The 13,291-nt window shown below is 61.8% G+C and carries 14 protein-coding genes; 9 read left to right on the forward strand and 5 right to left on the reverse strand.

Annotated features, from left to right (window positions below; genetic code table 11):
• Window positions 1-51: 51 nt before the first annotated feature.
• A complete protein-coding gene (locus tag K3F44_RS10105; RefSeq protein WP_101320739.1) occupies window positions 52-354 on the forward strand; it encodes an RcnB family protein in 303 nt (100 codons plus the stop codon).
• A 1-nt stretch (window position 355) separates the two neighbouring features.
• Here the strand turns inward: K3F44_RS10105 and K3F44_RS10110 are convergent, their stop codons facing one another.
• Window positions 356-1,516 (reverse strand): GGDEF domain-containing protein, encoded by a 1,161-nt coding sequence (locus K3F44_RS10110; RefSeq protein ID WP_220633971.1) that lies wholly within the window; start codon window positions 1,514-1,516, stop codon window positions 356-358.
• A gap of 244 nt (window positions 1,517-1,760) precedes the next feature.
• Here K3F44_RS10110 and K3F44_RS10115 point away from each other — a divergent pair, with 244 nt between their 5' ends.
• The 3 genes from K3F44_RS10115 (at window position 1,761) to K3F44_RS10125 (ending at window position 5,704) form a co-directional block, all read left to right on the forward strand.
• On the forward strand, window positions 1,761-2,156 hold the full coding sequence (locus K3F44_RS10115) for a glycine zipper domain-containing protein (protein WP_220633972.1): 396 nt from the start codon (window positions 1,761-1,763) through the stop codon (window positions 2,154-2,156).
• Window positions 2,157-2,357: 201 nt separating this feature from the next.
• Window positions 2,358-4,187, forward strand: coding sequence for an SLC13 family permease (locus tag K3F44_RS10120; protein ID WP_220633973.1), 1,830 nt, complete (start codon window positions 2,358-2,360; stop codon window positions 4,185-4,187).
• Between the two features lie 104 nt (window positions 4,188-4,291).
• Window positions 4,292-5,704, forward strand: coding sequence for a GGDEF domain-containing protein (locus K3F44_RS10125; RefSeq protein WP_220633974.1), 1,413 nt, complete (start codon window positions 4,292-4,294; stop codon window positions 5,702-5,704).
• A gap of 545 nt (window positions 5,705-6,249) precedes the next feature.
• Here K3F44_RS10125 and K3F44_RS10130 read toward each other — a convergent pair.
• Window positions 6,250-6,603, reverse strand: coding sequence for an SH3 domain-containing protein (locus tag K3F44_RS10130; RefSeq protein ID WP_150569955.1), 354 nt, complete (start codon window positions 6,601-6,603; stop codon window positions 6,250-6,252).
• 64 nt (window positions 6,604-6,667) lie between these two features.
• Window positions 6,668-7,159, reverse strand: coding sequence for a GNAT family N-acetyltransferase (locus tag K3F44_RS10135; RefSeq protein WP_150569954.1), 492 nt, complete (start codon window positions 7,157-7,159; stop codon window positions 6,668-6,670).
• Window positions 7,160-7,285: 126 nt separating this feature from the next.
• Here K3F44_RS10135 and K3F44_RS10140 point away from each other — a divergent pair, with 126 nt between their 5' ends.
• A complete protein-coding gene (locus tag K3F44_RS10140; protein WP_220633975.1) occupies window positions 7,286-8,233 on the forward strand; it encodes a LysR substrate-binding domain-containing protein in 948 nt (315 codons plus the stop codon).
• A gap of 264 nt (window positions 8,234-8,497) precedes the next feature.
• On the forward strand, window positions 8,498-8,683 hold the full coding sequence (locus tag K3F44_RS10145; protein WP_101320753.1) for a hypothetical protein: 186 nt from the start codon (window positions 8,498-8,500) through the stop codon (window positions 8,681-8,683).
• An 11-nt stretch (window positions 8,684-8,694) separates the two neighbouring features.
• Here K3F44_RS10145 and K3F44_RS10150 read toward each other — a convergent pair whose 3' ends face one another.
• Window positions 8,695-9,009, reverse strand: coding sequence for a hypothetical protein (locus tag K3F44_RS10150; protein ID WP_220634172.1), 315 nt, complete (start codon window positions 9,007-9,009; stop codon window positions 8,695-8,697).
• A gap of 357 nt (window positions 9,010-9,366) precedes the next feature.
• Between K3F44_RS10150 and K3F44_RS10155 the strand changes: the two genes are divergently transcribed.
• The 3 genes from K3F44_RS10155 (at window position 9,367) to K3F44_RS10165 (ending at window position 11,685) form a co-directional block, all read left to right on the forward strand.
• Complete coding sequence (locus tag K3F44_RS10155; protein WP_101320755.1) at window positions 9,367-9,702, forward strand: hypothetical protein; 336 nt, start codon at window positions 9,367-9,369, stop codon at window positions 9,700-9,702.
• A 215-nt stretch (window positions 9,703-9,917) separates the two neighbouring features.
• Window positions 9,918-11,159, forward strand: a complete 1,242-nt coding sequence (locus K3F44_RS10160; protein ID WP_220633976.1) for a DUF1835 domain-containing protein — start codon at window positions 9,918-9,920, stop codon at window positions 11,157-11,159.
• Between the two features lie 190 nt (window positions 11,160-11,349).
• Entirely contained in the window at window positions 11,350-11,685 is a 336-nt protein-coding gene (locus K3F44_RS10165) for a hypothetical protein (RefSeq protein ID WP_101320759.1), read from the forward strand.
• Here the strand turns inward: K3F44_RS10165 and K3F44_RS10170 are convergent.
• Entirely contained in the window at window positions 11,675-13,279 is a 1,605-nt protein-coding gene (locus K3F44_RS10170; protein ID WP_310794638.1) for a hybrid sensor histidine kinase/response regulator, read from the reverse strand. The genes K3F44_RS10165 and K3F44_RS10170 overlap by 11 nt on opposite strands.
• Window positions 13,280-13,291 lie beyond the last annotated feature (12 nt).

Raw genomic sequence — 13,291 nt, forward strand, 5'->3', positions numbered from 1 at the left:
GACGCTCAGCCGTTGTCGCATTAACACACCTATTGCATTTGGAGACTGTGCATGAAAATGCGCCCACTGCTGTCCGCCCTGCTGTTCACCGCCACCCTGCCTTGCCTGCCATTGGCTGCCACTGCAGCCGAAAGCAACGTCGAGAGCGTCAAGGCGCCGGAGTCTCACGACCGCGAACTGAAGGTCGGTGACAAGGCCCCGGATCAATACAAACGCGATGATGCCGCCGTGGTTGACTGGAAAGCCAACGGCCTGCCAGCGCCGGAAAAAGAAAGCCACTGGGTAAAAATGGGCAATCGCTTCGTGCTAGTGCAGATCACCAACGGTGTCGTGCTGGCCATTCACTCGAAGTGATCTAGCAGGGGCCAGACACTGCTGCCATGTGCACGGTATTACGCCCATCCGCCTTGGCCTGATACAGCGCCGCATCCGCTCGCCCGAGCAGCGCTGCAGCACTGTCATCAGGCCCGGGCACTGCGCACCACAGGCCGACGCTGAAGCGCAGCTCGATGGTGTCGTCAGCGAACTGCGCCGGGCTTTGTGCGATGGCCTGGCGCAAGCCCTGCAGTGCCGCCATCGCGCCCTCACGCTCGGTATGTGGCAACAGCAGCAGGAATTCCTCCCCGCCATAACGTCCCAGGCTGTCAGCCGCACGCAGGCGCCGTTGTAGCTGGCGAACGCAGTGGCACAACACCTCATCCCCAGCCAGGTGGCCATACAGATCGTTGATCCGTTTGAAATGGTCGATATCGATCATCGCCACCGCCAGGTGACTGCCCTCATCCCGCGCGCGCTCCAGCTCTTGGTCGAAACGCTGCAGGATGGCCCGCCGGTTGTAAGTGCCAGTGAGCACATCATGCAGCGCCATGTGCTGCAAGCGCGACTCGCTGCGCTCCTTGGCCATCAGCACCAGGCCAAGCGAATACATCATTACCGTTACCGTGCCGATCGCCACCGATACTGTCTGCTTGAGGTTGCTGATGTCGTAGCGCATCTCGGCTGCCTCCCCAGCCAGCACCGCGATAACCCGCATGCCCAGGCCTACTAGGCTTATAGAAGCGCCGATCACCAACAGCAGATGCGCCCGACCGGGACGTTCGGCATGACGTCGCGCCCAATGCAGCAACAGCCCGCATTGAGCCATGAGCACTACGGTGGCCAGCAGCATGCGCGGCTCGAGCGTCTCCAGCAGAAGCATCAGCCCACCTAACATGCCTAACGGAATGATGAAAATAACTCGCCACGGTACTTTCAGTTCACGCACCCGAAACAAGCTTGCCGAGTAGAACGCCAACGCCAGCGACAGCAGGCTGTTGCCCAAGGCATAGCTGACCCACAGTGGGGCCTGGGCATACAGCGTGTAGCAGATGTATGCGAGGGCGTGCGCAAGCAGGCCGCAGCCAGTCAGCAGCAGGTTGTCACGGCGGTTGTTTTGACCCACCAGCAACAGACAGAACGCCATGATGGTGGCAACCAGCGCGACGGCGGCGAACAGTGTAGGGGTATGGGCGATCATGTTGGTTAACCAGGCAGCGGGTGGCCGTCTCACTGCGGCCTGCCAACCAGTCTAGGGCGCCCCACGCAAACCGGCCATGACCGAACGGGACAGATCAGCAGCCATCGAGCCCGAGCGTTCCATCGAGTGACAAAAAATCCACTGTCGAAGAAACCAAATCGATCGAACCCGGTCCTACTGAGTACACCGTAATCCCTTACGGATCAATGACCTGACTTAGCCACTTGTTTCGAGGTTCACCATTATGCGTCTGACTCTGCCTTCTCTCGCCTTGGGTCTGTTGCTGAGCCAAAGCGCTTTTGCCGGTGACGGCACTGCAGCTATCGGCGGCGGCCTCGGCGGCGTGCTCGGTAATGTGGTCGGTCAACAGATGGGGGGCCGCACCGGCGCAGCTATCGGCGCGGGCCTGGGCGGCGCAGCTGGTAGCGCCGTCGGCGCGCGCAAAGGCAATCGCACCGAGGCAGCGCTGGGCGGCGGCCTGGGTTCGGCAGGTGGCTCGCTGGTCGGTGGCGCCCTCGGCGGCTCGACCGGTTCGACCGTCGGCGCTGGCGTGGGCGGCGCAGCGGGTGGCGCTTTGGGTAATCACATGGGCGACAACGGCGGCAGCAAGAAGAAGCACAAGCGTCGCCATCGCCACTGATCGCAGCTCAGAAAGCCGGGGCCCCGTTGCCGCCCCGGCAATCGCAAGCCGCCCCACCCTCACAACGCTTAGGCTGCTCCCGCACTGCACCAATGCAGCGCGTCAAAAACCTGCATCACATCAACACCCCCATCACGCCAAACTGCCACACTGACTGCTACTGTCTTGTATGCCCCCTGCGTGAAGGATCACTTCCTCGTCATGAACCCTGAGCTACTCATGGTGCTCGGCCTGCTGGCCGTGGTTATCCTGTTATTCATCCTCAACCGCCCACGCATGGACGTGGTTGCGTTGCTGGTCATCGTATTTCTGCCGCTGTCCGGCATCCTCACTGTAGAGCAAGCCCTGGCCGGCTTCAGCGATCCTAACGTGGTCCTTATCGCGGCGCTGTTCGTCATCGGCGAAGGCCTGGTGCGCACCGGCATTGCCTACCGCATCGGTGAATGGATGAGCGCCCGCGCAGGCAACAGCGAAGCGCGTCTGCTGGTCTTGCTGATGGTTTCGGTAGCCGGCCTGGGTTCGGTGATGAGCTCGACTGGAGTCGTCGCTATCTTTATCCCGGTGGTGCTGAGCATTGCCGCGCGGCTCGGCCTGGCACCCAGCCGACTGATGATGCCGTTGAGCTTTGCCGGTTTGATCAGCGGCATGCTCAGCCTGGTTGCCACGCCGCCCAACGTGGTTGTACACAGCGAGCTGGTGCGTCATGGCGAGCAGGGCTTCGGCTTTTTCAGTTTCACCCCGTTCGGCCTGGTAGTGCTGGTGCTGGGCATCGGCTACATGCTGCTGACCCGACGCTGGCTCAACGGCGAAGTACGCAAGGATGGCCGCACCGAAAGCCGCCGCACCTTGCTCGACCTGGTGCTCGACTACAAGCTCAATGGCCGCGAACGGCGCTTGCGCATTCGCCCTGACTCACCGCTGGTGGGGCATACCCTGGGTGAACTGGAATTACGCACCCGCCACGGCGCCAACGTGATCGGTATCGAGCGCCAGCACAAGTTCACCACCCGGGTGATCAGCGCCGACTCCAACAGCGTTTTGCAACAGGGCGATGTGCTGCTGCTCGATCTGTTCGCCAACCGCGATGATCTGCGCAGCCTGTGCCAATCGATGCGCCTTGAGCCGCTGCACTTCAAGGCGGCCTACTTCATCGATCAGTCGCAGGAACTGGGCATGGCCGAAGTGTCGCTGCCACCTGGCTCGCAGCTGATCGGCAAAAGCATTCTTGAGCTGACCTTCCGCAGCCGCTACGACCTCAACGTAGTCGGTCTGCGCCGCGAACAGGCCGCCATCGACGAGCAACTGGTGGAAGAAAAACTGCGCCAAGGCGATACCTTGCTGGTGGTCGGTCCCTGGAAGGCCGTGCGTCAGCTGCAAAGCCAGCCCAAGGATTTTCTGGTGCTGAGCCTGCCTGCCGAGATCGATCAGGTGGCGCCGGCACGAAGCCGCGCGCCATACGCCTTGATCAGCCTGGCGGTGATGGTTGGCTTGATGGTCAGCGGGCTGGTCCCCAACGTCATCGCCGCGCTGATCGGCTGCCTGCTGATGGGCGCCGGGCGCTGCATCGACATGAACAGCGCCTACCGCGCGATCCACTGGCAGAGCCTGGTGCTGATCGTCGGCATGTTGCCATTTGCCTTGGCCCTGCAGCAGACCGGCGGCATCGATCTGGCGGTCGGCGGCCTGGTCAGCCTGCTCGGCAATGCCGGGCCCAGCGCCATTCTTGCCTGCCTGTTCGCCGTGACTGCGATTATCGGCCTGTTCATCTCCAACACCGCCACCGCAGTGCTGATGGCGCCAGTGGCGATCAGCACCGCCGATCAACTGGGCATGTCGCCCTACCCGTTCGCCATGACTGTTGCACTGGCAGCCTCGGCGGCGTTCATGACGCCGGTGTCTTCACCGGTCAACACCTTGGTCCTGGGGCCTGGCCAATACCGCTTTGCTGACTTCGTCAAAGTGGGGGTGCCGTTCACCTTGCTGGTGATGCTGGTAACTGTGGTGATGGTGCCGTGGTTCTTTGGGCTCTAGTGAGGCAATTTGACAGCAGGCGGGCTGGCGAAACACACTGACACTAATTACCCAGGTGCCTGCAGTCGTTGTCCTGGATCCGTCTATGCCAGCCGGTAGAACCCATGGTGTTTCCAGCACGCTCGCAGCTCCTGCCTTATGTTGTCCTGTTCGGCCTGACCCTGGCCCTTACCCTTGGCGGCGTTCTCGCCCGCCCGATCGAGTCGTTGTCGCTGTTCTGGCCGGTCAACGCAGTGCTGGCAGGCGTCCTGCTGCGCTATCCCCGCCAGGCGACTCCACTTGGCTTCGCCTTGGTGTGGCTGGCCATGGTCGCTGCCGACCTGGCCTGCGGGAGTAATTGGCAACCGGCGCTGTGGTTCAACCTGTGCAATCTGAGCGTGATCGTCACGGTTTGGCTGCTGCTGGTCCGCTTGCCGCGCCAGCATCGGCGTATGCGCAGCCCTCAGGGCGTGCTTTGCGTGTTTGCCGCGTGCGCCGCTGGCGCCATGGTGGCGGCAAGCATGGCCTGCCTGATGTCGTCACCGTGGTTTCAGGAATCGATGCGCGCGACCTGGCTGGCCTGGTTCAGCGAACAGTTTTCCACCTGCATATTGATCGTGCCGGCCCTGCTGACCGCGCCCTCGCGGGGCGTGTTGCCGCATGGCGGCGGCAAGCCCGTTCGCCTGGCACCGCTGCTGGTGCTGGTGGGTTCGTTGGCATTGAGCATCGTATTTGGCGGCCCTGGCGCGATTGCGTTCCCGATCGCCGCCTTGCTCTGGTGTGCCTGGACTTACTCACCCTTCCTTGTGTCACTACTGGCGCTGATGGCGGGTAGCAGCTTGATCGTCGCCGTGGCGCAAAACCTCATGCACTTCAGCGTGCCGCAGAGCGTGTCGGGGGTGACCACGCTGATGTCGGCACGGTTGGGCATCGCCATGCTGGTACTGGGCCCTCTGGTAGTGGCCTGCGTGAGCAATGCCAACCGGAGCCTGCTGGCGAGGCTTGAACAACAGGCAACCATCGATCATCTGACCGGCGCCCTCACCCGCAGCGCTTTCACGCGTTTGGCCAATGCCCTGCTCGACAGCCGCCAGCAGCTTGATCAGGCCATGCCGCTGACCTTGATGATGCTCGATATCGATCACTTCAAAAGCATCAATGACCGCCATGGCCACGGTGTCGGCGACCAAGTGCTGCGCACCTTCGCCCACGCCCTGCAAGAGCAGCTGCGCGATGGCGAGCTGTTTGCCCGGTTGGGTGGCGAAGAGTTTGTCGTGGTCTTGCCCGGGCTTGCGCCCGAGCATGCCCAGTTCACTGCCGAACGCCTGCGCCGGGCAGTGCAGGACCTACACCTGAACCACGCCGACCCGCGCCTGCAGATGACCGTCAGCATCGGTTTGGCAGGTTGTGCCGAGGGCGGCCCATCGCCTGCGCTGGACGCGCTGCTGGTATGCGCCGACAAGGCGCTGTATCGCGCCAAGGCACGTGGCCGCAATTGCGTCGAGCTCGCCGAACAGGCGCTACGGCAGACCGTCTGAATCCAGGCCGATAATCGCTGCTCAAATTCTGCTCAATCTAACGCAGGCCGCTAACCACCTAACCTGCAGCGATTTATCCACAGACCTACCCACGTTTTCTGTGGACAGTTTTCCCAAGGCAAAGAACGACTTATCGCACATACGACAACGCCGAGTCGGCTTGTAGGCCACTCGGCTATGGGTAGTTGCACAAGGGTGAGCGCCGCAGCTCTGGCCCGCCTGGGGAAGCAGCGGGCCGGCAGCGGGGTATCGCCGGTCAAGGCGGCGGAATGGTGCCCAAAAGGCCGATACAGATTGTCAGCAGCAGAAAACCACCGAGGAACAGCGCAAGCTTGCCCATTGGAACCTCTACAGTGTGAACACGAATTGGCGTAGCTGGCCCGGGGCGGACCATCGCGGCACAAGTAGCTTGGCGTGCAACGGTCAGTCGACTGGGCTTGTGAGGTATTTTCCGCCTTCGGCTGATACGGTTACAGATGCAGGTTCGCGGAAAAAAAGCAGATCAGATGAGACCAGTAGCTGGCCGCAGGCACCTTTTCAAAGCGTCACTCCAGCAGTTGCAGCTTCTCGAGAGGCAGCCAGCCCAACTCACCATTGCCAGCACGGCGGCACCACAACCAGCCGTTCATGGGCAGCAGGGCGAGCACTTGCTGCCCCGGATCAACATCCAGCTCATGCGCCGAGTAGTGCTCCAGCGCCCTGCCCTGGGCGACGCCAACCCGCTCGATAAGCTGCGCCGGGATCCAGCCAGGCTCCTGCCCGGCGCAGGTACAGAGGTACCAGTCCAGCCAGCTCTCGTTACCTTCGTAACGCTGGCCGATCTCGAGCAGATCGCCCTTGGCGACCCGGATAGGTCGCGGGTATCCGGATCGATGAGCTTGGATAACAACGTACTTCACTTGCCTCTCCCTGGCTGAGTGCGCGTCGGGCCAAAGTTGGCGCGCCGGAAATCATATAACTGCCTTACAACGCCATGACCATCTCGTGCCAGCTCATGCCACCGTGATCGGAGGGTGATGGCTGCACATAGCGATAGCCGAGTTTTTCGTACAGGGCGACGTGGCGTTGCTTGCACATCAGATGGATCGTCGCCTTGCCCCGCGCGCGCATCTGCTCGACGAAGTGCGCCATCAGCAGCCCGGCAAAGCCGCGCCCCTGCAGCGCCGGGTCTACCACCACCGACATGATCACCACATTGGCAGCGCGCGGATCATGCCCGACCAGCTCCTTGAAGGCCTCATCGGACATCACCACCTGCTCGGCGCAACCGCTGTTGATGAAACCAGCAATCTCGCCATCCAGTTCCAGAATCAGAAAGCCCTCTGGATACTGCTCGATGCGCATGGCTATCTTTTCCCGAGTGGCCGCCTCATCGCCCTCGTAGGCGCTGGTTTCGATCTGGTAGCAGCGCTCCACATCCTGCAAGCTGGCCTGGCGCAAGGTTGGCGTGGTCATCAAACTGTCCCCCATTTCGGTAAAGCCCGCCATGCTAGCGCAACTGCCGGCGAACTTGTTGCTCGCGGGACAGACTGACGCCAGAATCAGCCGATCAGCCCACACGCGCCGCAGGAAGCCGCCCCCATGAGCACCGCCAAGCGACGCACCGCGCCCAGCGTGATCAATCATCTGGTTGCCTTTGAGGCCGCTGCCCGGCTGGGCAGCTTTCGCGCGGCAGGCGAGGCGTTGAGCGTCACCCAAGGCGCAGTCGCCCAGCAGGTACGCACGCTGGAAGAGAAGCTCGGCATGGCCCTGTTCGAACGCCTGCCACGCGGCCTGTGCACGACGCCCCAGGGCCGCGAGTACCTGCTGCGAGTCCAGCAGGCATTGCACATCATCGAAGACGCCACCACCGAGCTCCTCGCTCAAGGTGCCCCGGGCGATCCCCACCAGGTGGTGCTCAGCACCACGCCAGCCTTTGCCAGCCGCTGGTTGATCCCACGGCTGGGCCGGCTGGCGGCGGCACATCCGCAGATCGCGCTGATGATCGATGCCTCCGACAGTACCCGGCCACTGACCGGCAAAGGCGCGGTGGACATGGCCGTGCGTTGGGGCACTGCCCCTTTCGCGGGCTGTCACGCGCGTCACCTGCTGGCGGGCCAGGCTCTGCCCGTGTGCGCGCCGTCACTACGTAACGCGGGTGACTGGCAGGTACCTAGCGATCTGGCCAGTGCACCGCTGGTTTCCGACAGCCACAACAACTGGAAGCGCTGGTTCGATCACCACGGCCAGCCAGGCACCCGGTTTACCGGCCCAGTGTTCTCGCAAACCATTCTGGCGATAGAGGCTGCCGAGCAAGGCATGGGCATCGCCTTGGTGCCAGCACTGCTGGTAGCCAACGCCCTGCAGGCTGGCACGCTGGTACTGGCCTTGGCGGGCCATGAGTTACCCACCAGTGCGGGCTTCTACATACTTACTGGGGAAGCTGCGGCAGGTGGTTCGGCAGCCGCGCTGGTCACCCAATGGCTAGAGCAGGAGGCCGCCGAGCCAGGTCAATTGCAACAGGTCATTTCACGCGAGCCGCGCAGCTAGACGGATACAGGTGCAGTAACAAATTATTTCAAAGCGCAGACAAAAACTTTGGAAACACTGCACCGCTTGGCCTGTGAGTGCATTGAATACAAACGCTTCGAAATATCGGCACACACCCATCGTAGGACGGCTCTGATCTGCTTGTAGGATTAAGCCTACAGCAGTGCAATACCTGTACGAAAACGCAGTTCCGGCTCCCAGAATGAGCTGATACGGTCGGCTCATTCCTACAACGGCAGGGACGCCATGAGCCGGAGAATCGAGATGGAAAACTACGACCAGTCCGCCCTAGCACTGCAGAAAAACCTACTCACCCTGCGTCAGCAGCGCGATCGTCAGCGCGCAGTCGGCAACCACACCGAAGCTGATCATCTGGACAAGCTGATCACCGGCATCGAGCAGACGTTCGCCCAGTTGCAGGACACGTTTAAGCCGACGACCCTGCAATGATCTGAGCCGCCTCAGGCGTTGAATTTCTGCCGCACGACCCAGCTCAATGCCCAGCCGGCGAATGCGTAGAACGCGTCCAGATAAACCAGGCCTTTGTAGTTGGGCAGCAGCCCACCCTGTGCCAGCAGTTCGGCCATGTCCGGCGTCGGCGGGCTCAGCAGGTAGTAGGCGTTGGGCAACAATGCCAACGCCAGCAGGATCAGATACGTCACGCCTTTGAACAATGACTCTCGCTCGGGCGATTGTGCGGCCAGGCGCATCCCGAAAAAGGCGACCACGCCCGCTACTGGCAAGACCCACAGATGGGATGGCATGCTGAAGAAGATCTCTGCTGCCAGACTGCGTGATTCCACGGTTGAAGCTCCTTGTCAAAATGGGCAGGGCTTTTGCGGCGGCTGCATGACCGCCAAAAGGCCGGGATTGTTACAAGCGCGCAGACCAATTGCAAAGTCCGTACTGACTGAACGCGACCGCTCTCCCCCTTCGACGAGAATTACTACGACGGCTTGGGCACCTTTGCCTCAGGTTCCTGCGGCGAGCCCCGCACTGCGGTGGGCAATGCCAAGTGGCGCTTCTGACAGTGACGCGGGAATGAAGACAGCCAACTGCAGAACGTCGGGGTGTTCTGGTAAAGTGCCGCCGCCCAATATTTGGATTCGGGCTCTAGTCCATGGAGTAGTAATGTGAAGTCATTCAGCAAAGTCATCGCCTCTGCAGTACTGGGTCTCGCTCTGGCAGGTTGCACCGGCACCGCCATGAAAACTCAGCAGTACGACAGCAGCCAGTACACCGTTGTTGGCCACAGCGAAGCCAGTGCCACCGGCCTGATGCTGTTCGGCTTGATCCCGATTCGCCAGAACAGCCGCTTCGTACGCGCGCAAGATTACGCCATCAAGGCCAAGGGCGGCGATGCGATGATCAACACCCAGGTACAAGAGAGCTGGTTCTGGGCATGGGTTCTGAATGGCTACACCACCACCGTTTCCGGTGATGTGATCAAGCTGAAGACTGCTCAGTAAGTAGCGTCTTGCTTGATAAAGCCCGGTTCGCCGGGCTTTTTTATGTGTGCCAGCACGCGATCAGGCTTTACCTCCGTGACGCCTGGCCGTTACAGTCGATGCCTGGGCGTGTGCTGCGCCTGCGGTCCGCGCGAAGGGGTTTCCCAGGCATGCGTTGTACATTGCCCATTCCAGCTCCCGGCTTGTCGGCGGACCGAGCCCTGTAAGGAGTTGGCATGCCCACCATTAATGCTTCCCGCCATCATGGTCTTGTTGACCTGCCCTCGCTGCGCAAACGCGCAAAGCAGTTGCTCAAAGCCCTCAAGAACAACCAAGCCGAAGATACCCGCGTGCAGTTGCGCGCAATCGGCGTGCCTGGCCCTGAGTACAAGCTCGCCGACACTCAGTGGCTGGTAGCGCGTGAAACGGGTTTCTCTAGTTGGCCAAAGTTGATTGCACATGCCGACAGCGTCGCCTTCGCCGCACGTCATCCGGACTTTGCTGCGACCAATGAAGCCACCGTTCAGCACTGGCGCTGCGGCAACGATATCGAGCACAGCCTGCGAGTCGCTGGCTTCACGGGCACATTTCATATGTTCGATGATCCGATGGTCATGGGCCCTGTTCCGGCCCTGCCTGACGACGATTACTGGCAAGTGCGTGCAGCGTTCATTCAGCAGACATTCGGCCTATCGCCACGTGATGCCCAGCAACGCCAAGCCTCACAACACCAGGCCCTCGCGCAACTTGGCCACGATAGTGAATTGGTGCTGTGGTGCGAGGGCGACGCCTATGATCAGTTGTTTCTGATTCGGCTCCTGGCGAGTTTGGCTACGGTGCCGCGCAGGCTGGAACTGATCGAGATCAACCGCGTGCCGGGCGTTGAGCGTTTCATTGGGCTGGGCCAGCTGGCGCCGGATGTGCTTGCATGGCTCTGGCCACAACGGCGAGCACTGGCTGCAGATGCCTTGGCGCTGGCACGGGAGGCATGGGCGGCCTATACCTCAGCCGACCCTGGCAACTGGGCGCGGATGGCAGGCCAGGTGCATCCGGCATTGCCGCTGCTCGGGCCCGCGTTGGCCAGGCAACTCCAGGAACTCCCGGGCGCCTCGGATGGCTTGAGTCTGACCCAGCGTCTGACCCTGCGGATACTGGCAGATCACGGAGCGCTGCCTGCCGGCAAAGTGTTCACTCATTTGAGCAAGGACTATGAACCTCTGCCCTTTCTGGGGGATTTGATGTTCGCTACGCTGTTGCGCCCGCTCATCGATGCGCCGCAGCCACTGGTGCAGGAACAGCCGGGCGGTGAGTGGCAGCACGGTCTTGTTCGAATCACCGACCTGGGTGAGCGCGTATTACGAGGCACCGTGAATTGGCTCGACTGTGCCCCAGCCGAGCGCTGGGTTGGCGGCGTGCAGATCGTTGCTGAGCAAAAGCCATGGGTCGTCAGTGAACACGGGGACGTCTGCCGGCGTTGATTCAGTGATCAACACGCTCCTTTTACCGCAGCCCTAAAGTGCCACTAGCACACTTGTGCTAATCGACCCCGCACCCACCTGGCGCTATATTCGCCAGCAACCCCAATGCTCCCCGCCAGCACGGCGAATTCGCCGTGCAAGGGATCGTTGCGCAAAAAAAAAACCAAAACATCCCCAAGGAAGAAGCGCCATGAAACTGCACGCTCCAGTCACCCGCCTCGCCCTGCTCGGCGCCCTGATGATCGGCGTTGCCGGTTGCAGCCATATGAAACCCACCGAAGACCATCTCAAAACGCTCTCGGAAACCAATATCGGTGAGACGGTCAAGCGCGTTTCCAATGTGCGCAGTGACTCCATGACCACGTATTACATCGCCAGCACCGCTTCCGGTGACTACAACTGCTCCGTGCCCAGCGGTGCCAGTGGCGGAATGTTCGCCGTGGCCAGCTTCGGCATGATGAAACCCGCCGCCTACTGCCAGCCCAAAGGTGCCCGCGGTAATGGGTTGACCCCGTTCAACCAGTAAGCGGCCCCTGACTGAGCTCGCGCAGAGCGCCCCGTAGTTCAGCGGGGCGCACTGGCTTGGACAGAATGGCGATGTGCCGATCGTGCAGGGCTGCCTGGATCCGCTCGAGATCATGCCCGGTCAGAATCAGCGCTGGCACCGCCACGCCGCGCTGCGCGCGCAGGTGGTCGATGCATTCGATACCGGTGGCGTGGTTGCCCAGGTCATAGTCGGCGACGATGATGTCGCAATCGCTGACCAGATCACGCCCGCTCGACTCCGCCTGCACCTTGCAGCCCCAGCGCTCCAGCAATGCCTGGGTGGCGAACAGCACGTTGTGGTCATCTTCCACCAGACACACTTTCAAACCGGTCAACAGCCCCGCCTGACGTGGATCGTCGCGCACAACGTGTTGCTCCGGCGCGGTCGCCAGCGGCAAGCCGCTGAGGCTGACCGAAGTGCCACGGCCCACCCGCGAGCGCAGCATCACGTCCATGCCCATCAACAGCCCCAGGCGCTTGACGATAGACAAGCCCAGACCGACCCCTTCAACGTCTTTATCGCGCAGCTGGCGAACGCGATAGAACTCCTCGAACACCCGCGACAGATGCTCCTCGGCAATCCCCTGCCCTTGGTCGTGGATCTCCACCACCAGCCCGCCGTGGCGCCGGCGCACGCCGACCAGTACAGGGCGCTGGCGGCCGTACTTCAAGCAGTTGGAGAGCACGTTCTGCACCATGGTCGCCAACAGTGCCGGGTCGACCCGCACCCAGTGTTTGCATGGCCGCAGGCGCAATTCGACCCCGGCCCAACGGGCGGCTTCGGCATTCTGGCGGAGTAACTCGGCGAGCAACTCGCCCAGGTGAACTTCCTGGTACTTGGGCAGCAAGCGGCCGTTGTCCAGGGTGTAGAGATCGAGAATGGAGCGGAACAATTGCGAGACGTTCAGCAGCGACCGGTCGATGTTGTCCACCAGCCGCCGCTCCTCTTCGCCCAGGCGCGCCTCACGCAGGCAGGCGGTGAACAGGCCGATGGAGTGAATGGGTTGGCGCAGATCATGGCTGGCCTGGGCCAGAAAGCGCGACTTTTCCAGGTTGGCGGCGATGGCCTCTTCGGAGGCCTTGCGCGTGCGCTCCAGCAGCAGGTGGGCGTAGACCGGAATCACCGTACTGGTGATCATCAGCATCAGCATCATGAACGGCTGCGCCTGCCACAACGGATTCAGCCCGTACACGACCAGCAGCGCCAGCAAGCCAAGGACGGTGGCAATCGCCAGGTAGCGCGAACCATAGCGCATGCCGTTGCCCAGGTTGACCCAGACCATCACCGCATACAGCGGCAACGCCGCCTCGCCGCCGATCACCAGGCCGAACGAGGTGCCGGTATAATCGTGAATCATCCCGAAAACCCGCCGCGCCGGATAATGCCCGGGCCAGCGCGCGATGACCTGACGAAGTACGATCGAGGCCAGCAGGAACACCACGATATAGAGCATCACCGGCACGTAGTGCGCCACCGACTGCCCTGGCAAGAAGCCCAGCACACCGATGTACACCATGGCGCAAAGGGCTACCACAATACGCAGGTTGGCTTGATCCAGTTCAGCGTCTTTCATGAACTTCACGGG

The sequence above is a fragment of the Pseudomonas sp. S07E 245 genome (assembly GCF_019599025.1).
Taxonomy (GTDB): Bacteria; Pseudomonadota; Gammaproteobacteria; order Pseudomonadales; family Pseudomonadaceae; genus Aquipseudomonas; species Aquipseudomonas shirazensis.